This window comes from Neorhizobium sp. PAMB6716 (genome assembly GCF_058242805.1).
The window spans coordinates 683266-706465 of sequence record NZ_CM177835.1; the positions used below are offsets into that span (position 1 = coordinate 683266).

The 23200-nt window shown below is 61.1% G+C and carries 25 protein-coding genes; 12 read left to right on the forward strand and 13 right to left on the reverse strand.

Annotated features, from left to right (window positions below):
* Positions 1-23: 23 nt before the first annotated feature.
* On the reverse strand, positions 24-590 hold the full coding sequence (locus AC4CWH_RS03225; RefSeq protein WP_491320359.1) for a dual specificity protein phosphatase family protein: 567 nt from the start codon (positions 588-590) through the stop codon (positions 24-26).
* Between the two features lie 264 nt (positions 591-854).
* On the opposite strand from AC4CWH_RS03225, the gene AC4CWH_RS03230 reads away from it, so the two are divergent.
* Both AC4CWH_RS03230 and queF read left to right on the forward strand, forming a co-directional pair.
* Positions 855-1772: a cation diffusion facilitator family transporter gene (locus AC4CWH_RS03230; RefSeq protein WP_491320360.1), complete on the forward strand. Its 918-nt coding sequence runs from the start codon at positions 855-857 to the stop codon at positions 1770-1772.
* A complete protein-coding gene (gene queF / locus AC4CWH_RS03235; RefSeq protein WP_491320361.1) occupies positions 1769-2233 on the forward strand; it encodes a preQ(1) synthase in 465 nt (154 codons plus the stop codon). Before AC4CWH_RS03230 ends, queF begins: the two co-directional genes overlap by 4 nt.
* Positions 2234-2480: 247 nt before the next feature.
* Here the strand turns inward: queF and AC4CWH_RS03240 are convergent, their stop codons facing one another.
* Positions 2481-3305, reverse strand: a complete 825-nt coding sequence (locus tag AC4CWH_RS03240) for a DUF2076 domain-containing protein (protein ID WP_491320362.1) — start codon at positions 3303-3305, stop codon at positions 2481-2483.
* Between the two features lie 147 nt (positions 3306-3452).
* Positions 3453-4037 carry a HupE/UreJ family protein gene (locus AC4CWH_RS03245; RefSeq protein WP_491320363.1) on the reverse strand — a complete coding sequence of 195 codons (585 nt, stop codon included), beginning with the start codon at positions 4035-4037 and terminating at the stop codon, positions 3453-3455.
* A 216-nt stretch (positions 4038-4253) separates the two neighbouring features.
* Here AC4CWH_RS03245 and AC4CWH_RS03250 point away from each other — a divergent pair, with 216 nt between their 5' ends.
* Complete coding sequence (locus AC4CWH_RS03250; protein WP_491320364.1) at positions 4254-4841, forward strand: ATP-dependent Clp protease proteolytic subunit; 588 nt, start codon at positions 4254-4256, stop codon at positions 4839-4841.
* A 93-nt stretch (positions 4842-4934) separates the two neighbouring features.
* On the opposite strand, the gene AC4CWH_RS03255 is transcribed toward AC4CWH_RS03250, so the two are convergent.
* Positions 4935-5921: a phytanoyl-CoA dioxygenase family protein gene (locus AC4CWH_RS03255; RefSeq protein ID WP_491320365.1), complete on the reverse strand. Its 987-nt coding sequence runs from the start codon at positions 5919-5921 to the stop codon at positions 4935-4937.
* Between the two features lie 400 nt (positions 5922-6321).
* On the opposite strand from AC4CWH_RS03255, the gene AC4CWH_RS03260 reads away from it, so the two are divergent.
* Both AC4CWH_RS03260 and AC4CWH_RS03265 read left to right on the forward strand, forming a co-directional pair.
* Positions 6322-7287, forward strand: a complete 966-nt coding sequence (locus AC4CWH_RS03260; RefSeq protein ID WP_491320366.1) for an acetylxylan esterase — start codon at positions 6322-6324, stop codon at positions 7285-7287.
* Positions 7284-8012: an esterase family protein gene (locus AC4CWH_RS03265; protein ID WP_491320367.1), complete on the forward strand. Its 729-nt coding sequence runs from the start codon at positions 7284-7286 to the stop codon at positions 8010-8012. The genes AC4CWH_RS03260 and AC4CWH_RS03265 overlap by 4 nt, the downstream gene beginning before the upstream one ends.
* 231 nt (positions 8013-8243) lie before the next feature.
* On the opposite strand, the gene AC4CWH_RS03270 is transcribed toward AC4CWH_RS03265, so the two are convergent.
* Together AC4CWH_RS03270 and AC4CWH_RS03275 are read right to left on the reverse strand one after the other, a co-directional pair.
* Complete coding sequence (locus tag AC4CWH_RS03270; RefSeq protein WP_491320368.1) at positions 8244-9482, reverse strand: saccharopine dehydrogenase family protein; 1239 nt, start codon at positions 9480-9482, stop codon at positions 8244-8246.
* Between the two features lie 39 nt (positions 9483-9521).
* On the reverse strand, positions 9522-10619 hold the full coding sequence (locus AC4CWH_RS03275) for a carboxynorspermidine decarboxylase (RefSeq protein ID WP_491320369.1): 1098 nt from the start codon (positions 10617-10619) through the stop codon (positions 9522-9524).
* 282 nt (positions 10620-10901) lie between these two features.
* On the opposite strand from AC4CWH_RS03275, the gene AC4CWH_RS03280 reads away from it, so the two are divergent.
* From AC4CWH_RS03280 to leuA, 4 genes are all read left to right on the forward strand, one after another.
* Positions 10902-12080: a benzoate/H(+) symporter BenE family transporter gene (locus tag AC4CWH_RS03280; RefSeq protein ID WP_491320370.1), complete on the forward strand. Its 1179-nt coding sequence runs from the start codon at positions 10902-10904 to the stop codon at positions 12078-12080.
* 40 nt (positions 12081-12120) lie between these two features.
* Entirely contained in the window at positions 12121-12390 is a 270-nt protein-coding gene (locus AC4CWH_RS03285; protein WP_491320371.1) for a BrnT family toxin, read from the forward strand.
* Positions 12371-12619 (forward strand): type II toxin-antitoxin system BrnA family antitoxin, encoded by a 249-nt coding sequence (brnA, locus tag AC4CWH_RS03290; protein WP_491284198.1) that lies wholly within the window; start codon positions 12371-12373, stop codon positions 12617-12619. The genes AC4CWH_RS03285 and brnA overlap by 20 nt, the downstream gene beginning before the upstream one ends.
* 326 nt (positions 12620-12945) lie before the next feature.
* Positions 12946-14670 carry a 2-isopropylmalate synthase gene (gene leuA, locus AC4CWH_RS03295; RefSeq protein ID WP_491320372.1) on the forward strand — a complete coding sequence of 575 codons (1725 nt, stop codon included), beginning with the start codon at positions 12946-12948 and terminating at the stop codon, positions 14668-14670.
* A 93-nt stretch (positions 14671-14763) separates the two neighbouring features.
* Here the strand turns inward: leuA and AC4CWH_RS03300 are convergent, their stop codons facing one another.
* Positions 14764-16164, reverse strand: coding sequence for an aminotransferase-like domain-containing protein (locus AC4CWH_RS03300; protein WP_491320373.1), 1401 nt, complete (start codon positions 16162-16164; stop codon positions 14764-14766).
* Between the two features lie 162 nt (positions 16165-16326).
* Here AC4CWH_RS03300 and AC4CWH_RS03305 point away from each other — a divergent pair, with 162 nt between their 5' ends.
* Positions 16327-17190 (forward strand): DMT family transporter, encoded by an 864-nt coding sequence (locus AC4CWH_RS03305; RefSeq protein WP_491320374.1) that lies wholly within the window; start codon positions 16327-16329, stop codon positions 17188-17190.
* 29 nt (positions 17191-17219) lie between these two features.
* Here the strand turns inward: AC4CWH_RS03305 and AC4CWH_RS03310 are convergent, their stop codons facing one another.
* The 3 genes from AC4CWH_RS03310 to AC4CWH_RS03320 form a co-directional block, all read right to left on the reverse strand.
* Positions 17220-18065: an anti-sigma factor family protein gene (locus AC4CWH_RS03310; RefSeq protein ID WP_491320375.1), complete on the reverse strand. Its 846-nt coding sequence runs from the start codon at positions 18063-18065 to the stop codon at positions 17220-17222.
* Between the two features lie 3 nt (positions 18066-18068).
* The gene (locus tag AC4CWH_RS03315; RefSeq protein WP_491320376.1) at positions 18069-18551 is read right to left on the reverse strand and encodes a sigma factor-like helix-turn-helix DNA-binding protein; all 483 of its coding nucleotides are present in this window, start codon (positions 18549-18551) and stop codon (positions 18069-18071) included.
* An 84-nt stretch (positions 18552-18635) separates the two neighbouring features.
* Positions 18636-19589, reverse strand: coding sequence for a metallophosphoesterase family protein (locus AC4CWH_RS03320; protein WP_491321341.1), 954 nt, complete (start codon positions 19587-19589; stop codon positions 18636-18638).
* 59 nt (positions 19590-19648) lie between these two features.
* Here AC4CWH_RS03320 and AC4CWH_RS03325 point away from each other — a divergent pair, with 59 nt between their 5' ends.
* Positions 19649-20137, forward strand: coding sequence for an NUDIX domain-containing protein (locus tag AC4CWH_RS03325; protein WP_491320377.1), 489 nt, complete (start codon positions 19649-19651; stop codon positions 20135-20137).
* A gap of 23 nt (positions 20138-20160) precedes the next feature.
* Here AC4CWH_RS03325 and AC4CWH_RS03330 read toward each other — a convergent pair whose 3' ends face one another.
* Positions 20161-21156, reverse strand: coding sequence for a glutathione S-transferase family protein (locus tag AC4CWH_RS03330; RefSeq protein ID WP_491320378.1), 996 nt, complete (start codon positions 21154-21156; stop codon positions 20161-20163).
* A 279-nt stretch (positions 21157-21435) separates the two neighbouring features.
* Here AC4CWH_RS03330 and AC4CWH_RS03335 point away from each other — a divergent pair, with 279 nt between their 5' ends.
* Positions 21436-21969, forward strand: a complete 534-nt coding sequence (locus AC4CWH_RS03335) for a GNAT family N-acetyltransferase (RefSeq protein WP_491320379.1) — start codon at positions 21436-21438, stop codon at positions 21967-21969.
* Positions 21970-21972: 3 nt separating this feature from the next.
* On the opposite strand, the gene AC4CWH_RS03340 is transcribed toward AC4CWH_RS03335, so the two are convergent.
* Positions 21973-22698, reverse strand: coding sequence for a class I SAM-dependent methyltransferase (locus tag AC4CWH_RS03340; protein ID WP_491320380.1), 726 nt, complete (start codon positions 22696-22698; stop codon positions 21973-21975).
* Positions 22699-22715: 17 nt separating this feature from the next.
* Entirely contained in the window at positions 22716-23135 is a 420-nt protein-coding gene (locus AC4CWH_RS03345) for a GNAT family N-acetyltransferase (RefSeq protein WP_491320381.1), read from the reverse strand.
* Positions 23136-23200 lie beyond the last annotated feature (65 nt).

Sequence of the window (23200 nt, forward strand, 5' to 3'; positions counted from 1 at the left end):
AGCGCGCCACTTTCTCCTAAGCTTTAACTCGGCAATCCGATCAGCTTTTCGAACGCTTCCCAGGTGTCGTCCATGGCGTAGACGCCGGTGAAGGGAATGTTCACGTGGCCGTAAAGCGGCGTCAGCTGCCATTCGGCCGTCTCTTCATCGACGCCGGCTACCTGCTGCAGATACATCACGGAGGCAAGGCCGGTGCGGTCGGCACCGCTCTTGCAGTGAACGAGGAGAGGGCCTTGCGCTGCCCTGAGCGCCGCCACCAGTGCATAACTCTCCTCAGGCGTCAGGCGCTTGCTGGCCGACATCGGAAAATCGACATGCGTCACGCCATGGGCCTCAGCCACGGCCAGTTCATCGTCGTACCAGCGGGTGCCGGGTTTTGCACCGCGCAGGTTGATGATGGTCTTGATGTGATATTTCTCGATATCGGTGGCAAGGGTCGTCGCCGAAAGCTGGGCGGACCGATAATAGCGCCCCGGCAGGACTTCGTGGAAATTGCCGCTCCATTGCAGGCAAAGGAGATAAACCCCAAGCTCTGCACAAAGCCCGAGCAGGGTAAGCCCCGACCGCGTCAACACCCGTTTCATGTTCATCGAATGCCCCCTGATGGCCGTGAGGCCGCGCCCTGCCGTCTTCAAGCAGAACGGCGGACGGATGGCAAATTTAAGGCTGGTTTTGGTGATCCGCCAGCGCGTCTGGCGAGGCAGAAGGGCAGTCCGGGCAAAAGGTGCTTTGACATTCGCTGCAATCTTCGTCATAGACGCCACGAATTCGAAACCGCCGGGCGCTATGTTGCGCTCCGGCGGTTTCGCCGTTTCAGGGCACTTGCAACTCATTCGCAGACGCATGGAAAGACGATGACCGACACGAAGAACGCACTGGTTCAGCGCCTGGCGCTGTGGGGGATCCCGCTCGCTATCGGCGTCATGGGCCTGAAGATGCTGGCCTGGTGGGTCACCGGGTCGGTGGCGCTTTTGTCGGACGGGCTGGAAAGCTCGGTCAATGTCACTGCGGCCTTCATCGCCTATTTCGTCATCCGCTACGCGCAACGCCCGGCCGATGATGATCACCAGTTTGGCCACCACAAGGCAGAATATATTTCAGCGGTCATCGAGGGCGTGCTGATTATCGTTGCCGCCCTTCTGATCGTCAAAGAGGCCTGGGGCGGGCTGGTCGAGCCGCGTCTTCCGGATGCCCCGGTGCTGGGGCTTGCCATCAACGGATTGGCCGGCGTCATCAACGCGGCCTGGGCAACGCTTCTCATCCGCATCGGCACCAGCCACCGATCGCCGGCATTGAAGGCGGATGGCCATCACATCATGTCGGATGTGGTCACTTCCATCGGCGTTCTGATCGGTCTGGTTCTGGCCATCCTCACGGGCTATGCGATCCTTGATCCGCTGCTTGCCATCATCGTCGGCATCAACATTCTCTACCAGGGCGGCAAGGTCATTTCCCATTCGGTCGGCGGGCTGATGGACCGGGCTGTGGAGCCGGAAGAGGAAGCGGCGATCAAGGCGGCCATCACCGCCCATTCGGCCGGCGTGCTCGACGTGCATGACCTGCGCACCCGCCGCGCCGGCGCGGTCGCCTTCATCGATTTCCATCTGGTGGTGCCGGCTGCGATGACGGTCATCGAGGCGCATGCAATCTGCGACCGCTTGGAAGATGCGATCAAAGAGGCTATTCCCGGCGCCTCTCTCGCCATCCACGTGGAGCCCGAAGGCGAGCGGGCACATGGTTTGAAAGTTCAGGTAGAAGGTCACGAACAATGAGCATGACGGATGTCAGCGGGCTGTCGCAGCTCGGCCAGAAGGTGGATGCACCGCAAAGCCCGGAACAGGCTGTTCTGGAAAAAGTGCCCAACAGCAATGCCGGCACCGATTATGTCGTGCGCTTTACGGCGCCGGAATTTACCTCGCTCTGCCCGATGACCGGCCAGCCGGATTTCGCCCATATCGTCATCGATTACATTCCGAATGGCTTTCTGGTCGAATCGAAATCGCTAAAACTGTTCCTGCAGTCCTTCCGCAACCACGGTGCCTTCCATGAGGATTGCTCGGTCTATATCGCGCGCCGCATCGTGGAGCTTCTCGATCCGAAATGGCTGCGCATCGGCGCCTACTGGTATCCGCGCGGCGGCATCCCGATCGATGTGTTCTGGCAGACCGGCGACCTGCCGCAAGGTGTGTGGCTCCCCGATCAGGGCGTCCCCACCTATCGCGGACGTGGGTGAGCTGCGACGGCGAAGCCGGCAAATCGCTCCAGTGGAGCGATTTGAGCAGCGAACGCCCTTAAGCTAAAGCGAAGGGCCGGGGCGACAGCCAGCTGCGACGGGTGTCTAAAAGTTGCCCCCCACCCTGGCTTGCCGGGGGGGAGCCACGCATCTCCGCCCTTCCTTCTCCCCACAGGCGGGGCGAAGGGTCAGAAGGACGCAGCCGGATGAGGGGCTTTTGCTTGGCGCTGTCCGTAGCATCAAAAAATTACGCGAAATCGCTGTCGTCGCTTGTGTCGAAGTCGCTGTCGTCGTTACTCCAACTGCTATCGGCCTGCTGGATGTTGTCGTCGGCGGTAGTGTCCGGCACGTCGCTGGCGTCGATGGGGGCTGACGGGGCATCGCCATAATAGTTGTTGATGACGGTTTCCTCGACCGGGGCGCCGGCCAGACCTTCGGCGGCGGGATTGCCAAGGCCAAGGCCCGACATGTGGTTGCTGAAAATGCCGCTCAGCGAATTGGCAAGCAGCATGCCGCCGGCAACGCCAGCCGCCGTGCCAAGTGCGCCGGTCAAAAACCCGCCTCCCATGCCCGTCCGCGCGCCGGATGACCAGGGGCCGGCCGGCTGCTGCGGTTGATAACCCTGCTGCGGTGCATATCCCTGTTGCGGCTGATTAGCGGGTGCCTGTGCATAACCGCCCTGCTGGCCAAACGGCGTAGGCTGCTGGGCAGGGCCTGCCGACGGGGCGCTGCCCCAGGGGCCGGCAGCCGGCGCTGGACGTGCGGCTTGCTGCGGCGCGCGGCCGGAGCCGAAGATCGAATCGAGAAACCCACCACGGCCCTGTGGCGGCTCCTGCGCAGGTGCAGCTTCAAGCTGGCGAATGCGTACCTCAAGCTCGGTAATATGCGCGGAGGCCGCTTCAAGCCCCTTTTCCTGCACGATGACGGCCTGCGCCAGGTAATAGGGCGCGGCGGGCTCTGCTCTCAGCGCATCAGCAATGAGGCGTTCCGCTTCGGGGTCGCGCGGCGTGGCGGTGGCAGTGCGGATGCGGTCGAACAATGCGCTCAGCAGTTGGCGTTCTTCCGGTGACATGGTCGTCTCCTCGTGTGGCGGGCCAAGCGGCAGCCCATGAGGAGGAAATGGGGCTGGATTCGGGCTTTTTCAGCAGCGGCGATTGTTAAATCGCCGTAAGTTTCGGGGGACTTGTGCTCCCCCGAACGCAGGGAATTGAACGGGCTCTCAGCCAAACACCAGCGACAGGCCGGCAAGGGCGGTGAGGCCGCCGGCAATCCGTGTCAGCACCGGCGCTGCCCGCCCGGCTGCAAGGCCGATGGCAATGCCGGCCGCATGCAGGAAAGCGGTGGAAATGACAAAACCGACGCCGAATTTCCACGCGCCGGCAGCCCCCAGTTCCGCCCCGTGGGCATGGCCGTGGAACAGTGCAAACACGGCAACGATGGCCGCCGACATGGCCACCGGAAGACGCACGGCCATGGCAACAAGCAGGCCAAGCCCGATGACCGAGGCCAAGATGCCCGGCTCGACAAAGGGAAGCTGGACGCCTGCGAGCGCCAGCGCAAAACCGGCCGCCATGGTGGCAACGAAGGTTGCGGGCACGATGGCGAGGGCTGCCTTGCGGCCCGGCAGGGAAGCAATCTGCGCTGCCCACAGACCAACCGCCACCATGGCCAGCACATGGTCTGCGCCAAACAGCGGATGCGACAGCCCGGCGGCAATAGATCCATGCGCCAGCGGATCGAGATGGGCGAAGGCAGGTGCGGCGGCGGCAAAAGCACCTGCGGTCACCGTGAGACGTTTAAACATGACAAGTTCCCCTTGAACGGATTTTGGCAGCGACGACGGTGGGAGCCCGCCGCGATGCCATCGCGACAAGATTAGGCAGTGCCTAAAAATCTGTCCATCCGCAAAATGACGAAGACCGGATTCACCTTACGATGCGCTCCTGGCGTTTGGCGCATTGTTTTGTGACGACGAACGCATTATGTCCGGGGTTAGGAAATCCACACTGGAGACTGCTCGATGCTTGATGAGAACGACGACGACAAGACGAAGGAATTGGCGCTCGGCAAGGAAACGGAGGCGAACCTTTTCAAGTCGCGTTCGATCTTCATCTATGGCGGCATTACCCAGGAACTGGCGCAGAAGGTGTGCACGCAGCTTGTGGCGCTGGCCGCCGCCAGCGACGAGGACATCCGCATCTATGTGAACTCCCCCGGCGGCCACGTCGAATCGGGTGATTCCATCCATGACATGATCAAGTTCATCAAGCCGAAGGTCTGGATCATCGGCACCGGCTGGGTCGCCTCCGCCGGCGCGCTGATCTATGTGTCGGTTCCGAGAGAACGCCGCATCTGCCTGCCCAACACCCGCTTCCTGCTGCACCAACCCTCTGGCGGCACCCGCGGCATGGCGTCCGACATCGAGATCCAGGCGCGCGAAATCATCAAGATGAACCATCGCCTGATCAAGATCTTCTCCAAGGCCACGGGCCAGACGGAAGAAAAGATCGCCAAGGACATCGACCGTGATTACTGGCTGTCTGCCGAAGACGCCGTAAGCTACGGCCTGGTGTCGAAGATCGTCGAAAGCCAGTCGGAAATCGGCTGAGGTTTTCTCGCCGTTGTCTGAAAAACAAAACCCGCCGGTGTGATGCCGGCGGGTTTTGTCGTTCCGGTGCAAGGCCGTGCGGCCCTTGAAGGCTCAGCGCACGATGGGTTCGCCGTGATAGCGACGTCGTGAGGGTTTGGAGATCCCAAAGCCCACTTCCATCATCAGCCGCGGTTTTGTCTTGGCCAGTGTGCCCATGTGAAAGCCGAAGGGATCTTCGACAAAGCCGAAGCCGGCCGGGCCGGTCAGCGTTGTGGCACTGTCTTGACCATAAAAGGACAGCACCTCTTCGGAGGGATGCCCGACCAGGAGGGTCAACTGGTGTTTCAGCCGGCGCCTGCGGTGGCTTGTGCGCACGAAGACATGCGGGCCTGCCTCATCGTCCACATCGGACAGGTAGAAGAAGAATTTCAGCATGCGCCAGTCATCGAGATCGAAATGAAACTTGAAGGAGGCCTTGTTGAGATCCGCCTCCGAGGCCGCCTTGGTGGGAAAACTCCACCAGGTGCGGGTGGTGATCAATTTTGCCTCGCCGCCGAGATAATGGCGCGCAATGGCAATCAGCAGCGGATCCTGCTGCACGGCAAGGGCGGCCGGGCATTGCAGGATACGCTCGAAATGGTGGCCGCTCAGCAGCGAACGGCCAAACCGTGCCTCCGCCTTGTCATGCTCCGGTGCCAGAAACTCAAGCTTTCGGTCGAAATTGCCAAAGCAGGGCGTGGTCGTGGCGAATTGGGCGATCTCGTTGGTCATTTCCGCCGGAAGCGTCAGCCCGGTAAAGATGCCATCGCGCCTGAGTGCCTCGGCTGCCATGCGCGGCGAAATATCGCCGAACATCGATGGCTGGGGGGCGGTATCGGCCACTTTTCTTGCCGTCAGCCAGTGGGCACGCCGGGCCGGCATGGTGCGGGCCAGAAGAAACATCGCAAGCCAGGCGGGATTTTCCCGGAGATCGGCAAGGTAGGTCGGAACGCGCGCCGCCATGCGCCGCCAAACGCCGCCGCTGCGGGCAATGGTTTCAAGATCCTTCGGTTGTTTGCGAGAGGTCGGTGAAGGTCCAAGAGTTGGTGTCTGATCCATCTGCAATCCTCGATCTGGCATGGATGCTCCATGCGCGCCTTGATCCGCAGCCCCGAGGAAAAACTAGGCCATTTCGGCCTTTGCTGCAATGCAGCGTAAAAGCTGCATCGCTTGGTAATGGGTTGTAATGTGAAACGTATTCAAGGACTTGCGCATGTATCGTCGGCGGCAATCGAGGACTATGACCGGCAAACGCGCCGCAGGTCTGCCCAGGACAGGTCCAGCCGAGGCCACTCACCTCTTTCCAATCTGCCCTCCAGATGGCAGAAAACAGCCCGATGCGCGACGCTGTGTACGCCCGGGCTTGCCCACAGAAAAGCGCGTCCTTTTCAGAAATTTGCCGCCGTTTCCCGCCCTTTTTGTCTTGTGGCCGGCGGCATTTCGCGAAACAACCGCATCCATGAGCATCCCGACAGTCCATCCCTTCGCCTTTGATCCCACCTACGGCCTTTCGCTGGAAGAGCTTCTTGCTTTGAAGGCTCCGCAAGCGCCTGCCGGTTTTGATGCCTTCTGGCAGGCCCGGTATGCGCGCGCGCTGGCCGTGCAGGCAGCGCCAAGGCGTCGTCCAAGCCCGCTGTCCCATCCGGACTTTCGTGTGGAAGAACTGTTCTACACCTCGACGGATGGCGTGCGGATCGGCGGCTGGATTTTGACGCCGGCGCGTGAAAAAGTCCGCCGTGGTATCGTCGTCGGCCATGGTTATGGCGGGCGCGAGGCGCCGGATTTCGATTTTCCGGTGCGGGATGCGGTACTGGTCTTTCCCTGCTTTCGTGGTCTGTCGAAAAGCCCGCATCCGCCGATCTCGCCGCAATCGCACTGGCATGTGCTGCACGATATCGACAAGCCGGAAAAATACGTGATCGGCGGCTGCGTCGAGGATTTGTGGATTGCCGTCTCGGCGCTGCTCGCGCTGCATCCGGATCTTGCCGGCCGCCTCGGTTATAGCGGCATCAGTTTTGGCGGCGGCCTTGGTGCGCTTGCCATGCCGTTCGATTCGCGCATCGACCGCGGCTTTCTGGAAGTGCCGACCTTTGGCAACAGGCCGCTTTGGCTGACGCTGCCGACGACGGGCAGCGCGGCGGCCGTGCAGATCTATCGCAAGCGGCATCCGCAGGTGGATGCCACGCTGCGGCTTTTCGATGCCGCAACCGCTGCCACCCGCATCACCGCGCCGGTGCTGGTGGCGGTGGCACGGTTTGATCCGGCCGTTGCCCCGCCGTGCCAGTTCTCCGTCGCCAATGCCCTTCCGCCATCAAAATTTAACGAAACTTTCATTCTCGACGCGGGCCACTTCGATTATCCTGATTCTGCAGCGCAACATGCTCTGCTGTCACAGAAGATCCGGCGGTTTTTCGAGGTTCCATGAACAGGGAATATGTGCGCTGGTACAGTCCAAGGCTCCACCGGGATATGGAGCTTCTCGTTTTCGGCCATGCCGGCGCAAAGGTTCTGATGTTTCCGACCCGCGAGGGTCGGTTTTTCGAATATGAGCAACTGGGCGTGGTCGAAAGCCTGGGGGACAAGGTGAGGGCAGGGCAGTTGCAGCTGTTCTGCATCGAGGGGCTGGCGAGTGAAAGCTTCTACGACCCGCGCCGCCATCCAGCCGAGCGCATTCGCCGCCACGCAGCCTTTGAAGATTATGTGCTGAACGAGGTCATGCCGCTGATGGCGGCGAAAAACCCGCATGATTGCACGATTGCGCACGGCTGCAGTCTTGGCGCCTATCAGGCCACAAGCCTTGCGCTGCGCCACCCGCATCTGTTTCGCAAGCTGGTGGCCTTTTCCGGTCGTTATGACCTGACGCTGAAGGTCGACTGCTTTGGCGATCTCATGGACGGCTATTACGACGAAGACGTGTATTTCCACACGCCGACCCATTTCCTGCCCGGCCTTGGCAGCGACTGGCGCCTGGAGCGGCTGCGCCAGATGGAGATCGTGCTCACCATCGGCGACGCCGACCCCTTCCTCGACAACAATTTTCACCTGAGCCGCCTGCTTGCCGAAAAAGGCATCGACCACCGCCTCCACCTCTGGACCGGCCGCGCCCACCGCGCCGGCGCCTGGCGCCGGATGGCGCCGATTTATATTTGAGGGGAGTGACTTTGCCTTCGGCGCAAGGGTTACGGGTCTGCCTGTTCTTCCGTCATGCTCGGCCTTGTGCCGAGCATCTGCCGTGGCTTGATAACGTGTGACGTCGCTGGCAATCGTGGCGACAGCAGACCCTTGGGACAAGCCCGAGGGTGACGGCTTGTATTGATCCCAAACAAAAACCCGCCGGATCTCTCCAGCGGGTTCATGATTTTCATCGGGCCAAAATTTGGCTTAAAACTCCACAGCCCGATCGCCGTCTTCGTCCTGGATGCGCGTCGGCAGGCCGATCTTGTTCAACAGGTTGATGAACGGCTTCGGTGGCAGTTCTTCGACGTTGGCCATCTTCTTCACGTCCCATTCGCCTGTTGCGACCAGCATGGCGGCAGCAACCGGGGGAACGCCGGCGGTGTAGGAAATACCCTGCGAGCCCACTTCGTTATAGGCTTCCTTGTGGTCGGCGACGTTATAGATGAAGACGGTCTTTTCCTTGCCGTCCTTAAAACCCTTCACGTAATCGCCGATGCAGGTCTTGCCTTCGTATTCGGGGGCAAGCGAAGAGGGGTCGGGCAGGCAGGCTTTGACGACCTTCAGCGGCACGACTTCGGAGCCATCGGCAAGCTTGACCGGCTGTTCGGAGAGAAGGCCGATCGATTTGAGCACGGTGAACACGTTGATGTAGTGATCGCCAAAGCCCATCCAGAAGCGCACGTCGGCGCCGTCCATGTTTTTCGCCAGCGAATGCACCTCATCATGGCCGCAGAGATAGGCGCGGCGCGTGCCGACGACCGGCAGGTCATAGTCCTTGCCGATCTCGAACATCTTGTTGACCTTCCATTCGCCACCCTGCCAGGAATAGACGACGCCGGTGAACTCGCGGAAATTGATTTCCGGGTCAAAATTCGTGGCGAAATATTTGCCATGGCTGCCGGCATTGATGTCGACGATATCGACGTCGGTGACCTTGTCGAGATATTCATCCTTGGCAAGGCGCGCATAGGCGTTGACGACGCCCGGATCGAAACCGGCGCCGAGGATGGCGGTAATGCCCTTTTCCGCGCATTCTTCGGCGCGCTTCCACTCGTAGTTTCCGTACCACGGTGGTGTTTCGCAGATCTTGTTCGGCTCTTCATGGATGGCCGTATCGATATAGGCGACGCCCGTATCCATGCAGGCGCGCAGCACCGACATGTTCAAAAAGGCGGTGCCGACATTGATGACGATTTCCACGCCGAGCTTTTCGATCAGTGCCTTGGTAGCCTCGATGTCGAGCGCGTCGAGCGCGTGTGCTTCCAGCACGCCCGCCTGCTTCATCGCCTTCTTTTCGTGAACCGAAGCGATGATGGCGTCGCATTTGGATTTGGTGCGCGAGGCGATGTGGATATCGCTCAGCACGTCGTTATTCTGCGCGCATTTATGCGCAACGACCTGGGCGACGCCACCGGCGCCGATGATGAGAACGTTCTTTTTCATGATGAGGACTAACTCCTTCGTGTCCAATCGTCAGAAGCCTTAGGAAAGGCTGTGTTCGTAGTCCGTGTAGTCAAACTCACGGACCGTCCTGATGCTGCCATCCAGTTCGCGGATGGCGATTGACGGCATTTGCACGCCGTTAAACCAGTTCTTCTTGACCATGGTATAACCGGCGGCGTCCTGGATCGAAATCCGGTCGCCAACCTTCAGGTCATGGTCGAAATTGAATTCGCCAAAGATATCTCCGGCGAGGCACGACTTGCCGCAGATCATGATGCGGTGCGGGCCGTCATTGGGGCTCATCTTGGCGCTTTCGCGGTAGATGAGGAGGTCGAGCATATGAGCCTCGACGGATGAATCGACGATGGCCAGCTTCTTGCCGTTATAGAGCGTGTCGAGCACGGAGACTTCGAGCGTCGTCGATTTGGTGATCGAGGCCTCGCCCGGCTCCAGATAGACCTGCACGCCATATTCGCCCGAAAAGCGCTTCAGCCGCTCGGCAAATTTTGCGAGCGGATATTCCTCGCCGGTGAAGTGAATGCCTCCGCCGAGGCTCACCCATTCGGCCTTCTTCAGAAGCGGGGAAAATTTTTCCTCGATCTCACCCAGCATGCGGTCAAACAGATCGAAATCGCCATTTTCGCAATTGTTGTGGATCATGAAGCCCGAGACGAGATCCATCACCGGCTCGACCTGCTTCAGGTCCCATTCGCCAAGCCGTGAGAAGGGGCGGGCGGGATCGGCAAGATCGAAGGTGGAGGAAGAAACGCCGGGATTGAGGCGCAGGCCGCGCGTGATGCCCGCCGCCTTGTCCGCATACCGCGTCAACTGGCCTATCGAGTTGAAGATGATCTTGTCGGCATGCGAAATCACGTCGTCGATCTCGTAATCGGCATAGGCGACGGAATAGGCGTGCGTTTCCTTGCCAAAACGCTCATGGCCAAGGCGCACTTCGTTGAGCGAGGAGGACGTCGTGCCATCCATGTGTTCGCGCATGAAATCGAACACGCCCCAGGTGGCAAAGCACTTGAGCGCAAGCAGCGCCTTGGCGCCGGACAGTTCGCGCAGGGTCGCGATCTTCTCCATGTTGCGCAGAAGCTTCGACTTGTCGATCAGATAATAAGGCGTCTGGATCACGGCCTGTTCCTCACGCGTTCATAAAACCAAGGTCCGCGAGGTAGGCAAAACCGTTGTCATAGGCAAGCGGCAAGGGGAAAACTCCGCCACAATTTACCGTTTTTCCGCAGCAGGAAGGTAAGACTGGCGGCAATTCGGTCCCGTCGAGCGCATGGCGGGTGGTCCGCGGAGGTTTTGCCGGGGCAGGGCAAGAACCGATTTGCCGGCGTTTCGGCTTGCCAAGCCAGCGTCATTCTGGTTCTCAAACGGCAGGCATTTTCGCCTCCTATCCGGGTTTCCAGCATGCTGAAAGATTTTTCCGTCCAGGCTCTGATCATGGGGCTTCTGGTCGCATTTGTCGGTTTCATCAGTTCCTTTGCCGTCATCATGCAGGGGCTGACGGCCATGGGGGCCACGCCGCCGGAAGTGGCGTCTGCCCTTCTGGCGCTGTCGCTGCTGATGGGCTTGCTCGGCATCATCCTGCCAATCTGGAAACGCATGCCGATCAGCATTGCCTGGTCGACGCCGGGGGCTGCCCTTCTGACCGGCATCGGCGTCATCGAGGGCGGGTTTCCGGCAGCCGTCGGCGCCTTTGTCATGGCAGCGGGCCTCATCGTGCTCTCAGGGCTGTTTTCGCCGCTCGGCAAGGCCGTGCGGATGATCCCGGCGCCGCTTGCCAATGCCATGCTTGCCGGAATTCTCGTCAATCTCTGTCTTGCCCCGGTCAAGGCCATCGCCTTTAACCCGCTGCTCGGCCTGCCGATCGTGGCGGCCTGGATGATCGTGGTGATCTGGAAACGTCTCTGGGCGGTGCCGGCGGCGCTTGCGGCCTTCGTCGGCGTGCTGGTTTTTGGCGTGGACCTTCCGCCGGATGTGTTTGCACGGCTCGGCGGCGCCATTCATCCGGACCTGATCTTGGTGGCACCGGTGTTTGGCCTGCATGCCTTCATCTCCGTCGCTGTGCCGCTGTTCATCGTCACCATGGCCTCGCAGAACATTCCGGGCATCGCCATCCTGAAGGTCAATGGCTATGAGCCTGCGCCGAGCCATCTGTTTGTCTCCACCGGCCTGTTTTCGGCCGTGGCAGCGCTGTTCGGTGCGGTGCCGGTCAACCTTGCTGCCATCACGGCGGCCATGTGCGCTGGCGAAGAATCGCATGCCGATCCGAAGCGGCGTTACTGGTCGGCGCTGATCGGCGGTGTCGGTTATATCCTTCTCGGGCTTCTGGCGTCTGCCATCATCGCCTTCGTTGCGCTGTCGCCGCCAATCCTGTTGCAGGCAGTGGCCGGCCTTGCCCTCATCGGCGCCTTTTCCAATTCCGCCCAGGCCGCCTTTCGCGATGCCGAAACCCGCGAGGCCGCCGCCATCACCTTCCTCGTCACCGCCTCCGGCCTTGCCTTCGCCGGCGTCTCCGGCGCTTTCTGGGGGCTGATCGCCGGGGCTGTGATGCTGGGGTTGAAGCGGGTAGCGACCAAGGGGTAACGCGCTCGATTTCTTCGCCAGGTTGTGATCTCATGGCCAGATGGAGTTCGAATTCGATCCGGCAAAGAGTGCAGCAAACAAGGCCAAGCACGGAATCGATTTCGTGGAGGCGCAATCTTTGTGGTATGATGATTTTCGTGTTGATGCCGATGCAAGCCGTGATCTTGAGTTGCGGCGGATCACCGTTGGCCGCATCGGCGAGAAACTTTGGACCGGTGTCTACACGATGCGCGGGGATGCCGTCCGGATCATATCGGTGAGGCGCGCCAGATTGGCGGAAAGGCTTCGTTATGCAGAAAATAACCGCTGAGGAATTTGACCGGAAGTTCGACGATGGCGAGGATGTCAGTGCCTATGTCGACTGGAGCAAGGCGACGCGCCCCAATCTGGAGCCGGTGGAGATGACGGTTGCCGTGAAGCGCGGAACACTGCTGCGGCTGGAGAGGCGTGCCAAAGAGCTTGGGCTTTCGCGCGACGCTCTTGTGGAAAGCTGGCTGACGGAAAAGCTGGAAGACCAGCGGAAAGATGCCGCCGAATAACCCGCTTGCACTCCCCTAATTCCCGCGCTATCAAGTTCCCATGACGAACAACGGCACATCCATTGCTGCGACTGAAATGACGGCCCGCGCTGCGGCCGGCTTTGTCGCGTCGGTGCCAAACTCGCTTCTTCTCCTCGGCCTTATCCGCGGTTGCCGGGTCCGTTGAGGAGCGCCCGGCGGCCGTAAGCGCCCGTCGGCTCAAAGCTCCTCGCAGAAATTCCCCGATTTGTAGACCAAAAGCCTCTGAGGAGGCCTTGATCCATCGTCACGGCGCTGTAACAGCCTTGAGGCACAAGCGCCGACGCTGGACGCGAAGGAGAAGAACCATGGACGCCAAGAATTCCGCCGCCACTGTCACCGCTTCCGGCATCAAGGGCATGCCCGACGCATCGCGCAAATACCGCGCCTATCCGCAGATCCAGATCCCCGATCGTACCTGGCCGTCGAAGGTCATCGACAAGGCGCCGATCTGGTGTTCGGTGGATCTGCGCGACGGCAACCAGTCGCTGGTCAACCCGATGGGCCATGATCGCAAGGCCCGCATGTTCAAGCTGCTCCTGGACATGGGCTTCAAGGAAATCGAGATCGGCTTTCCGTCGGCGTCGCAGACCGATTTCGACTTTGCCCGCTGGTGCGTGGAAGAAGGCGGCGTGCCTGAGGACGTGTCTTTGCAGGTGTTGGTGCAGTGCCGCCCCGAACTGATCACCCGCACGTTCGAGGCGCTGGACGGCGCCCATAAGCCGATCATCCATTTCTACAACTCCACCTCCGAATTGCAGCGCCGCGTGGTGTTTGCGAAAGACGTGCCCGGCATCAAGCAGATCGCGGTGGATGCGGCCAAGATGATCATGGACATGGCTGAAAAGGCCGGCGGCGGTTATCGCTTTGAATATTCGCCGGAGAGCTTCACCGGCACGGAACTCGAGGTTGCGCTGGAAATCTGCAATGCCGTGACGGCCGAAATCCGCCCGACGGCCGAAAACAAGCTGATCCTCAACCTGCCCTCCACCGTCGAAATGGCAACGCCGAACGTCTATGCCGACCAGATCGAGTGGATGTGCCGCAACCTCGACAACCGCGAAAACATCATCGTATCGCTGCATCCGCACAACGACCGCGGCACCGGCATCGCCGCGACCGAACTCGGCCTGATGGCCGGCGCTGACCGTGTCGAAGGCACGCTGTTTGGCAATGGCGAGCGCACCGGCAATGTCGATGTCGTCACGCTGGCGCTCAACATGTTCACGCAAGGGGTCGATCCGGAACTGGATTGCTCGGATATCGAGCGCATCAAGGCCGTCTACGAATATTCCAACGAGATGGTCATTCCCGAGCGCCATCCTTACGTTGGCGAACTGGTCTACACCGCCTTTTCCGGCTCGCATCAGGATGCCATCAACAAGGGCATGAAGTCGATCAAGACGGCCAATTCGCCGGTCTGGGAAGTGCCTTACCTGCCGATTGATCCGCAGGATGTGGGCCGCACCTATGAGGCGATCATCCGCATCAACTCGCAGTCCGGCAAGGGTGGCATCGCTTATATCCTGTCCCAGGATTACGGCATCAACCTGCCGCGCAACCTGCAGGTGGAGTTCCGCGAGGAAATCCAGCGCATCACCGACGAAGAGGGTGTGGAGCTGCCGTCAAAGCGCATCCACGAACGTTTCCTCCAGCATTATGTCGAGCAGCCGGCTGCCCGCATCAAGTTCGTTGACCACCAGACATACCCGGCCGGCATGGAGCACAAGGGCGTGCGGGTCGTCTCCGCCGAGATCACTGACAATGGTGAGATAAAGCGTATCGAGGGCAAGGGGACAGGCCCGATCGATGGCTTCATCAATGCGCTCTCCACTTATCTCGGCGTCGACCTGTCCGTTGCCGATTATTCCGAGCATTCGCTGCAGCACGGCTCGAATGCATCCGCCATCGCCTATGTCGAGGTGGAGCATGCCGGCGGAAAGCTGTTCGGTGTCGGCATCAACACCAATATCGTTGCAGCCTCGCTGGAGGCCATCGTGTCTGCGGCAAATCGGGTGATTGCCAGCCGGTAATCGCGGTCATCATTTCCGATAACAGAACGCCCGGTGCGCAAGCCCGGGCGTTTTTGCGTGGCGCGGGCAGGCGGCATCCTTCGAAAAGCGCCTTCAGCAAGCCTGTGCCAAGGCCTCCGCCAGCACCTGGTCGATGCGCGGGTCCTGCATCTGCGCCACATTAAAGCGCATCCTATCGCCTGCCGCCTGGCTGAGGCTGAACACATTGCCCGGGGCCAGAACGACGCCTGACGCCAGCGCCTTTTGCGCAAGGCTTGCAGAGTCTGCGCCATCCGGCAAACGGCACCAGAGGTAAAAACCGCCGCGTGGGGTCAGAACAGGTTCGATACCGAGCCGCGCCAGACGTTCGCTCACATCGCGCCGCGCATGGGAAAGCTTTCGGCGCAATTCCTCCATGTGCTTGCGGTAGCTGCCGCCGGATAGAACATGAGCGACGATCTCTGCCGAAACCGGGCTTGGTCCACCGAAATTGGTGGCAACCTGAAGATCGGCCAGCCCCTCGATCCAGTCGGGCCGGGCAAAGATATAACCGCAGCGGATGGAGGCCGAGAGCGTCTTTGAAAAGCTGCCGATGCGGATGACCTGTTTCAAGCCATCCAGCGCTGCAAGCGTGGCACCGGCCTCCGGCTGGAAATCGCCAAAGATATCGTCTTCGATGACAGTGATGCCATGCTGGCCGGCAAGGTTCAGCAGGCGGTGGGCTGTCTGTGGGGAAACGGTCGCGCCTGTCGGGTTGTGAAGCCCGGAATTGGTGATGTAGAGGCGCGGCTTTTCCGCAGAAAGCACCGCCTCGAAGGCCGCAAGATCCGGCCCGTCGGCAAGGTAAGGCACGCTCGCCACTTTGACCTGATGCACCTGCAACAGGGCGCGGAAATTGAAATAACAGGGATCGTCGATCAGCACCGTATCGCCGGGGCGCAGCAGGAAACGGCAGACCAGATCTAGCGCCTGCGTGCCGGTTGCCGTGAGCAGAACCTGATCAAGGCCGGCGGCAATGCCCTGGTCGGCCAGCCGCGACAACAGCAGGCGGCGCAGCGTGGCGGAGCCGCGCGTCTCGCCATAGTCGAACAGCAGGGCAGGATCGGCGCGGGCAAGATGGCGCATGGCGCGGGAAATGGCCTCCTGCGGCATCCAATGGGCGGGAAGCCAGCCGCAGCCGGGCTTTGCCACGTCGCCCGCTGCATCGAGCGATTGCCGCGACACCCAGAACGGATCGATGGCGCGTGCCTGCGGCGTTGCGGTGCGGGAAAGCGCAAGCGGCAGCGTGGTGTTTTCCGCCACGAAAAACCCTGCGCCACGCCGAGCCCGGATCAGGCCTTCGGCCACCAGCCGGTCATAGGCTTCCACCACCGTGGTTGCCGACACCTTCATCGTCTCCGCAAGCGCGCGCACCGAAGGCAGGCGGTCGCCGGGCAGAAGCGCCCGGCTGCCGATCCGCGAGCGGATGGACGTCATGACGTCCTTTGTGCGTGTGCCGGCGGGGTTTCGGGTCATTGATGTCTCGCCTGTATTTCCATTGTCATCAGTACAGTTTGGATAAATTGTATGCCTCTGTTGCTGTCTCTGGCAAGTGCAGTGGCGTAAAGCGGCTCTGGCATATGGTAGCCGTGGAAACGGGAAACGACCTGCTTTGCAAAGTCAGACAAGCGAGGGACAATGAAAGCGTCAGTGGATGGATGGATGTGCGGCCTTGCCGGGGTGGTGATCTTCAGCGGATCGCTTCCGGCAACGCGCGTTGCGGTGGCGGATATGTCTCCTTTGTTTCTCACCTCGGCGCGCGCCGTCATTGCCGCTGTTTTGGCAGCACTCCTCTTGAAGGGCCTGCGCGAGGCACGCCCAGCGCGCGCCGATCTTCTTTCGCTTGCCGTGATTGCCGCCGGCGTTGTGGTGGGGTTTCCGCTCCTGACGGCGCTTGCGCTGAAAACCATCACGTCTGCCCACTCGATCGTCTTCATCGGTCTTCTGCCGCTGGCAACCGCGCTATTTGGCGTGCTGCGCGGGGGTGAGCGGCCAAAACCGCTGTTCTGGCTGTTTTCAGGGCTCGGAAGTGCCGCCGTTGCCGGCTTTGCGCTGGTGTCAGGCGGGGCCGGCACACTTGCCGGCGACCTGCTGATGCTGGCGGCCATCCTCGTTTGCGGGCTTGGTTATGCGGAAGGCGCGCGGCTCTCGCGGCGGCTCGGCGGCTGGCAGGTCATTTCCTGGGCGCTGGTGCTTGCACTGCCGCTGATGCTGGCAATCACGCTGACGAGCCTTCCGGCGGACTGGTCTGCCGTGAGCGCCAGTGCCTGGGCCGGACTTGCCTATGTTTCGGTGTTCAGCATGCTGATCGGTTTTGTCTTCTGGTATCGCGGACTGGCACTTGGCGGCATTGCCGCTGTCGGTCAGCTGCAGCTTCTGCAGCCATTCTTCGGCCTGCTTCTCGCCGGCCTGCTGCTGCATGAGCCGGTGAGCCCGATGATGCTGGTCGTGACACTCGGTGTCGTGCTCTGCGTGGCCGGCGCCCGGCGTTTTGCCCGGTAGATTCTGGGCACGTCGAGTGCGTGAGCGTCTCAGATGATCCCGGCGATCTTCGCCGCAAGCGTGTCGAGTTCGGCGTCGGAGGAGGGGCCGGTCACGACGTAGCTTGCCTGCAGGCCCTGCCAGGTGACGAGGCCGATGTCGTCGCGGATGGTCTGGTGAAGCGGTGGGGCATCTGGCTGCTGGCTCTGCGGCGCAATCAGCTTGGTAAAGGACACCGCAATGACCTCGCCCTCGCGGTTGCGATAGACCAATTGCCCAACCGGACGGCCGCCGGCTGAAAACAGGCGGGCACCGACGAATTCCAGATTATCCGAGGCAAGGTTCGGGATACGGAAGGAGACGCCGGTCGTTGCCATCAGCCAATCAACGATATGAGCCGATTCGCTTGCCGGCACTTCCACCAGATGCCGGGTCTGGCGGGAATAGAGCCGGTAATAGGAGGCGACATCGTCCAGCCATGCGCGCACGGGATCGCCGGCCATGTCGCCATAGGTCACCATATGCGGGCGCCCGGCCACCATGTATCCGGCAGCGGTGCCAAAGCCGAACATCAGCATCGAGGCGGCGCAGACGAGGCTGAAGGAGGGGCGCAGGTGCCAGCGGGGGCGGCGCGCCTGCGGCAGGCGCACGGCACGTCGCGGCGGTGTTGCAGTCTTGATGGAGCGCACCAGATCAAGCGACACCGGTTCCTTCAGCATGGTTTTGAATGCAAGGCGGGCTTCGTCATCGGCTTTGCGCAGCATGTCGTTCAGCGCGCGGGCCTGCGGATCGGCGGCCAATAGCGCCTCCAGTTCAATCCGTTCGGGCTCGCTGATCTCGTTGTCGAGAAGGGCGGAAATGCGCATGTCGAGTGGGGCGTTGCGAAGGCTTTCCATCCATCAGGCCCTGCGTTCGCTGGCATGGGATTTCTGTGCCGCCAGCTCCCGGCGGGATAACAGCATGCGCACGGCGACCGCATCCGGCGTGATACCCATGACGGCGGCCGTCTCTGCGTAACTCAAACCTTCTACCGCGCAGAGCAGGTAAACAGGCGCGCTGGTGTGCGGCAGGCTGTCGAGCACGGGATGGCTGGAAAAACCCACTTCGGGAAGACCTTCGGCCTGCGGCTTGTCGCCATTGCCGGGCCCTTGCGCAAAGGCGCCGTTGTTCCACAGCACGCGCATCAGTGTGAATACCCAGAGATCCAGCCGCTGGTCGCCGCGCCAGAGATGCGATTTGGCCACCGCCTCTTCACAGGCCTTCACCACCAGCTGGTCGATGCCGGAGGCATCCCCGGTCAGCGCCATGGCAAAGCGACGGATCTGCGGGAGAAAGCCCACCAGGTCGCGTCTGATATCCGTCTTTGGGTTTTTATCGCTCATGAGAACCGCTGGCTTGAATGCTGGATGGTAAGATCTTTCATTAGGCGACTGGAACAAATCAGATCGGGCTTTCCCCAGGCTGTCTCAGAATTGTGCCTCAATTGCGGGAGACTGCGAAAGGTCCGGCGGATTTCCGTAGAAAATATGGCGCTTTTCCAGCGCAATGGCATCGGCGGCCTGGTTAAGGCCATAGCGATCGCAGGAAAGATTCCACGCACCGGGCTCGCCGGAGAGCGAAAACAGGTTATAGGCGGCCGGCGGTTTGTGGCCGCCCGGCCCCTGCGATGCCGACGCGATGCCGACCACAGGCACAGAACCATGATGCGTTTTCAGCTGGTAGACCGTGTTGAGATGGGTGTGGCCATGCAACACCAGTTCTGCCCCGCCAACGGACAGCGCTGCGGCAAACCGGCGGATGCCGATCATGCGCTTGTGCGAGGGAGCGGCCCCCCGCACCGGCGGGTGATGGATCATCACGACGCGAAACAGGCCTTCATCCTTGGCGCGGTTCAGAAGGTTTGCCGTCTCGCGGGCCTGACGCGCACTGAAAAAGCCGCCGGCCGAAAACGGCAGCGTGGCATTGGAGGTGGAGCAGCCGATGATGGCGATGGGGCCGCGCTGGCGATAGGTCGGAAACACATGCTCCTCGTCCGGCCAGTCTTCCGGCGCGCCATCACCGGCAATGAACGGATACCATTCACGCACCGAACGATCATGGGCGCCGGGCACATAGGCATCGTGATTGCCGGGCACCACGGTGGTTTCCAGCGGCTCGCCGATACTGCGCAGCCATTCGCCGGCCAGCCGGATTTCGATGGATGTCGCAAGATTGACCAGATCGCCGGTGATCATCAGGTGATCGGGCTGCTTCAGGCGCATATCGGACAGCAGCAGATCCAGTGTGTTGACCAGAAGGTGCTTGCGACGATTGCGGTGCCAGTTCACAAAGCCGGTGATGCGTTTCGATGCCAGTTCACGCAGCGTCAGACGCGGAAGCGGTCCCAGATGAATGTCGGAGATATGCGCAAACTTGAACATGGGTCGAGACATAGAGCCAAGGACCCCTGCGGGCAAGGCATGTCGGCAGGAAGGTGGCAATGAGCGGTAAAGGCATTCCGGAAATTTCAAATTTCGGCACCAGGATGATGGTGTTCATGATGCACAAGGTGTTTGCCGTGACGCGCGGCATGACGCTTGGCGTCAGAGCCGCCTGTTTCGATGAAGAGGGCCGCGTTTTTCTGGTGCGCCATTCCTATGTGCCCGGCTGGTATATGCCGGGTGGCGGCGTGGAGCGGGGCGAAACGGTGCCGGCAGCACTTGCCAAGGAATTGCGCGAGGAAGGCAACCTGGAAATTCTGGGGGCGCCGGAGCTTTTCCACGTCTACCAGAACCGTGGCGCAAGCCGGCGCGACCATGTGGTGTTCTACCGGGTCAATGTGCGCCAGACGGCGCCGCGCCCGGCGGACCGGGAAATTGTCGAATGCGGTTTCTTCGCGCTCGACGCGCTCCCGGACAAGGTGACGACGGCGACGCTTGCGCGGCTTCGTGAACTCAGCGGCGAGGCGCAGAAGGCGGACATCTGGTAGGATGCCGCCTCCCATTCGGGTGATCAGCCTGCAACGCCGAGCGTTTCGCGCCCGTGCGGTGCATCCAGATCAAGCTCCGGGCCAACGGGCACGATGCCGGTCGGGTTGATCGTCGCGTGGCTGCGGTAATAGTGGTTCTTGATGTGCGAGAAATTCACCGTCTCGCGCACGCCCTTGTGCTGGTAGAGGTCGCGCAGGTAAGCCGACAGGTTCGGGTAATCGGCAATGCGGCGGATGTTGCACTTGAAGTGGCCGGCATAGACGGCATCGAAGCGCACGAGCGTGGTGAAGAGCCTGACATCGGCCTCCGTCAGCCGATTGCCGACGAGATACCGTTGCGTTGACAGCCGTGTTTCCAGCTCGTCCAGCGTGGCAAACAGCGCCGTTACCGCGCCTTCGTAAGCCTCCTGCGTGGTGGCAAAACCGGCCTTGTAGACGCCGTTGTTGACGGTGTCGTAGACGACGGCATTGAGCGCATCGATCTCTTGGCGAAGCTCTTGCGGATAAAAATCGTCCGTGGAGCCGGTGAGGCCGTCGAAGGCTGAGTTCATCATGCGGATGATGTCGGCGGATTCGTTGGAGACCACCGTCTGCTGCGCTTTGTCGAAGAGCACCGGCACCGTGACGCGACCGCTGTAATGCGGATCGGCCTTCAGATAGACCTGATACAGCGCGTCCGAGCCGAAGAGGTGGTCTGGCGTTGCCGCCGCATCGTCGTCAGGGTTGAATTCCCAGCCCTTGGACAGCATCAGCGGATGGACAACGGAGACGGATATCAGATCCTCCAGCTTTTTCAGCCGGCGAAAGATCAGCGTGCGGTGCGCCCAGGGACAGGCGAGCGACACATAGAGGTGATAACGCCCGGCTTCAGCCTTGAAACCGGCCTTGCCGGTCGGTCCTGCCGCGCCATCGGCGGTCACGAAATTGCGGAATTGCGATTCGGAGCGCTTGAACTGGCCTCCTGTGGATTTGGTATCGTACCAGACGTCCTTCCAGACGCCGTCCACGAGCATGCCCATGATGTTTCCTTCCAGATCTTTTGACCGGGCTTCCCGGTTTTGTTGCATTCTGGCAGCCAATGCCCGCAAATGCGAGGCCGCAGAGGGTGACAGTGTGTTTCACCGGCAGATTTTCCATGGACGATCGAAAAAAATGCTGATAATGCCCTTTGCCGAACGAGGAAAAAATCATCTCATGATCCAGGTCCGGACACTTCGACGACGCTGAAAAGCCTGCATTGCGCCCAAGGGTGCTGCCGCTCTTCCTTTGTCCTGTCCGTTATCCGGTTTTAGCTGATCATGAACAAGCATGACCTCGTCTACCTCACTGAAGACGCCTCCCACGATGCCATCATCGACCTGATCAATGCCGAAGCCTTTGGCCCCGGCCGGTTTACCAAGGCTGCCGCCCGCATCCGCGAGCAGGGGCCGCATGACCGGTCGCTGTCCTTCATCTGCGCCGACGATGGCGAAACCATCGGTTCCGTGCGCATGACGGCGGTGAAGGCCGGAGACGTGGATGCCCATCTGCTCGGGCCGCTGGCCGTGCGCCCCTCGCACAAGAACCGGGGCATCGGGCGCGAACTGGTGCGCATCGCCATCGAGGCGGCACGGCGTAAGGGTTCGCAGGCGGTGATCCTCGTCGGTGATCCCCCTTATTACATGCCGCTGGGGTTCGAAAAAGTGTCCTACGGCGCGCTGACCTTTCCCGGCCCGGTCGATCCCGGCCGGGTTCTGGTGGTGCCGATGGGCGATGACGTGCATAAGCGCCTGAAGGGCATCATCGCCTGGCACGACTGGCAGCCGATGGCGCTTGCGGCCGCTGCCGAATAGGCGTCAGGGCTTCTTCCATTCCATCAGATGCGCATAGGGCACGCGGTTATAAGAATCGCGTGCCTCCTGCGGCCCGCCGATGGCCGGCGGTTCCTCATAGGATACCAGGTGCAGCCCGGCTGCGAGCAGCAGCGTCATGTAGCGGGCCATTGGCCGGTGATAATTCAGGATGCGGATGCCGCGCCATTCCTGCCAGTCGGCATGGTCTTCCAGGTATCGATCCACCTTCACATGCAGCTTGCGACCATTGCCATCGCGCATCCAGGCGGCCCCGCCGCAGGCGGTGATGAACGGGTTGAGATTGGCAATCAACACGCGGCCTCCCGGCATCGTGACGCGGGCGATCTCCGCGATTGCCCTCTCGATTTCGGCAATATCGATCAGGGTGAGATAACTGACGACCAGATCGAAACTGTCATCCTCGAAGGGCAGGGCCTCAGCCATCGCCTGCCGATAATCGCCATCGGGATCGCGCATCCGCGCGGTTTTGAGCAGCGGCAGCGTCGGATCGATGCCGGTCACGTCTGGAATGCCCTGCTTTTCCTTGAGCCGCCGGCAAAACCGGCCTTCGCCGCAGCCGACATCCAGCGCGCGCTGAAAACGTCGGCCCGCAAGCAGCGCGTCGATGGCGGGATCGAGCACGAATTGGCGGCTGAAATCACCGTCACCGCCCTGCGATGTCGTCCAGGCGGCGGCGGATTGAGACCAGCCATTGTCAGTCTGCGGCATCGACAGTCTCCGAAGGCTTAAAAGCGCTTGCATAGCCAGGTGATCATATGGCCACCGTCAAGATGCTCCAACATACCGAGCGGGTGATATCCGGCTTTTTCATACACCGTGCGGGCATCCGGGTTCATGGTGTCGAGATAGGCGCCAATGCAGCCGCGTGTCTGCGCCTCGGTTTCCGCCATCGCAAGCAGGCGTTGCGAGAGCCCCTGTCCGCGAAGATCTTCGGGAATGAACAGCATCTGCACGTAAAGCCAGCCGCGGGCCGTATAACCGGTGAGCCCACCTTCGATGGCGCCTGACGTATTGCGCAGCAGAATAGCAAGATCGCGTCGGTCGCTCTTGCCGAAACGTGCGATATTGTAGGCGACGAGCGGGTCTCGCACTGCCTTTTCGTCATCCGACGAAAGGCTGTCCGTCACCTCGAGAACAGTCAGCATGTAAGGTCCTTTTTGTCTCCGCCGGGATGCCGAGGGCGGCTGTAACCGAAAACAGCCAGCCTGTC

What these genes read in the sequence shown, in the direction of transcription:
- AC4CWH_RS03225 (WP_491320359.1), bottom strand. Translation starts at nt 590, where the DNA reads ATGAACATGAAACGGGTGTTGACGCGGTCGGGGCTTACCCTGCTCGGG.
- AC4CWH_RS03230 (WP_491320360.1), top strand. Translation starts at nt 855, where the DNA reads ATGACCGACACGAAGAACGCACTGGTTCAGCGCCTGGCGCTGTGGGGG.
- queF (WP_491320361.1), top strand. Translation starts at nt 1,769, where the DNA reads ATGAGCATGACGGATGTCAGCGGGCTGTCGCAGCTCGGCCAGAAGGTG.
- AC4CWH_RS03240 (WP_491320362.1), bottom strand. Translation starts at nt 3,305, where the DNA reads ATGTCACCGGAAGAACGCCAACTGCTGAGCGCATTGTTCGACCGCATC.
- AC4CWH_RS03245 (WP_491320363.1), bottom strand. Translation starts at nt 4,037, where the DNA reads ATGTTTAAACGTCTCACGGTGACCGCAGGTGCTTTTGCCGCCGCCGCA.
- AC4CWH_RS03250 (WP_491320364.1), top strand. Translation starts at nt 4,254, where the DNA reads ATGCTTGATGAGAACGACGACGACAAGACGAAGGAATTGGCGCTCGGC.
- AC4CWH_RS03255 (WP_491320365.1), bottom strand. Translation starts at nt 5,921, where the DNA reads ATGGATCAGACACCAACTCTTGGACCTTCACCGACCTCTCGCAAACAA.
- AC4CWH_RS03260 (WP_491320366.1), top strand. Translation starts at nt 6,322, where the DNA reads ATGAGCATCCCGACAGTCCATCCCTTCGCCTTTGATCCCACCTACGGC.
- AC4CWH_RS03265 (WP_491320367.1), top strand. Translation starts at nt 7,284, where the DNA reads ATGAACAGGGAATATGTGCGCTGGTACAGTCCAAGGCTCCACCGGGAT.
- AC4CWH_RS03270 (WP_491320368.1), bottom strand. Translation starts at nt 9,482, where the DNA reads ATGAAAAAGAACGTTCTCATCATCGGCGCCGGTGGCGTCGCCCAGGTC.
- AC4CWH_RS03280 (WP_491320370.1), top strand. Translation starts at nt 10,902, where the DNA reads ATGCTGAAAGATTTTTCCGTCCAGGCTCTGATCATGGGGCTTCTGGTC.
- AC4CWH_RS03285 (WP_491320371.1), top strand. Translation starts at nt 12,121, where the DNA reads ATGGAGTTCGAATTCGATCCGGCAAAGAGTGCAGCAAACAAGGCCAAG.
- brnA (WP_491284198.1), top strand. Translation starts at nt 12,371, where the DNA reads ATGCAGAAAATAACCGCTGAGGAATTTGACCGGAAGTTCGACGATGGC.
- leuA (WP_491320372.1), top strand. Translation starts at nt 12,946, where the DNA reads ATGGACGCCAAGAATTCCGCCGCCACTGTCACCGCTTCCGGCATCAAG.
- AC4CWH_RS03300 (WP_491320373.1), bottom strand. Translation starts at nt 16,164, where the DNA reads ATGACCCGAAACCCCGCCGGCACACGCACAAAGGACGTCATGACGTCC.
- AC4CWH_RS03305 (WP_491320374.1), top strand. Translation starts at nt 16,327, where the DNA reads ATGAAAGCGTCAGTGGATGGATGGATGTGCGGCCTTGCCGGGGTGGTG.
- AC4CWH_RS03310 (WP_491320375.1), bottom strand. Translation starts at nt 18,065, where the DNA reads ATGGAAAGCCTTCGCAACGCCCCACTCGACATGCGCATTTCCGCCCTT.
- AC4CWH_RS03315 (WP_491320376.1), bottom strand. Translation starts at nt 18,551, where the DNA reads ATGAGCGATAAAAACCCAAAGACGGATATCAGACGCGACCTGGTGGGC.
- AC4CWH_RS03320 (WP_491321341.1), bottom strand. Translation starts at nt 19,589, where the DNA reads ATGTTCAAGTTTGCGCATATCTCCGACATTCATCTGGGACCGCTTCCG.
- AC4CWH_RS03325 (WP_491320377.1), top strand. Translation starts at nt 19,649, where the DNA reads ATGAGCGGTAAAGGCATTCCGGAAATTTCAAATTTCGGCACCAGGATG.
- AC4CWH_RS03330 (WP_491320378.1), bottom strand. Translation starts at nt 21,156, where the DNA reads ATGGGCATGCTCGTGGACGGCGTCTGGAAGGACGTCTGGTACGATACC.
- AC4CWH_RS03335 (WP_491320379.1), top strand. Translation starts at nt 21,436, where the DNA reads ATGAACAAGCATGACCTCGTCTACCTCACTGAAGACGCCTCCCACGAT.
- AC4CWH_RS03340 (WP_491320380.1), bottom strand. Translation starts at nt 22,698, where the DNA reads ATGCCGCAGACTGACAATGGCTGGTCTCAATCCGCCGCCGCCTGGACG.
- AC4CWH_RS03345 (WP_491320381.1), bottom strand. Translation starts at nt 23,135, where the DNA reads ATGCTGACTGTTCTCGAGGTGACGGACAGCCTTTCGTCGGATGACGAA.